Origin of the sequence: Thermosynechococcus sp., from assembly GCF_046299635.1 — a bacterium.
Lineage (GTDB): Bacteria > Cyanobacteriota > Cyanobacteriia > Thermosynechococcales > Thermosynechococcaceae > Thermosynechococcus.
Genome location: NZ_JBKBHV010000074.1, coordinates 1 through 233 on the forward strand (window position 1 = coordinate 1; position 233 = coordinate 233).

The following is a 233-nucleotide window of genomic DNA, read 5'->3' on the forward strand; positions in this document are numbered from 1 at the left end:
GTACATTCCGCAGAATTGTAATTGATAATACCGCGAGAACAATCAAGCTCAACTTTAAAAGGATCTCTCCCTCGAAACTCTTGAGCAAATGCAATATTAGAACCTAAACACAAAAAATTCAAAGAAACAAGAAAAAGAACGAAAGAACGAGAAAAACCAAACAGCAATATTTTGGTTTTGACCAGCGCTTTATCCATTAACCATCACCTTCAGTTTGGTTGCTAATTAAAGCT

The 233-nt window shown here is 35.2% G+C and carries 1 protein-coding gene; it reads right to left on the reverse strand.

What is annotated here, in order from left to right; all coding sequences use genetic code 11:
• Window positions 1–197: hypothetical protein (locus tag ACK4IR_RS12390; RefSeq protein WP_409874643.1), on the reverse strand; the 197-nt coding region annotated here is incomplete at its 3' end.
• Between the last annotated feature and the right edge of the window lie 36 nt (window positions 198–233).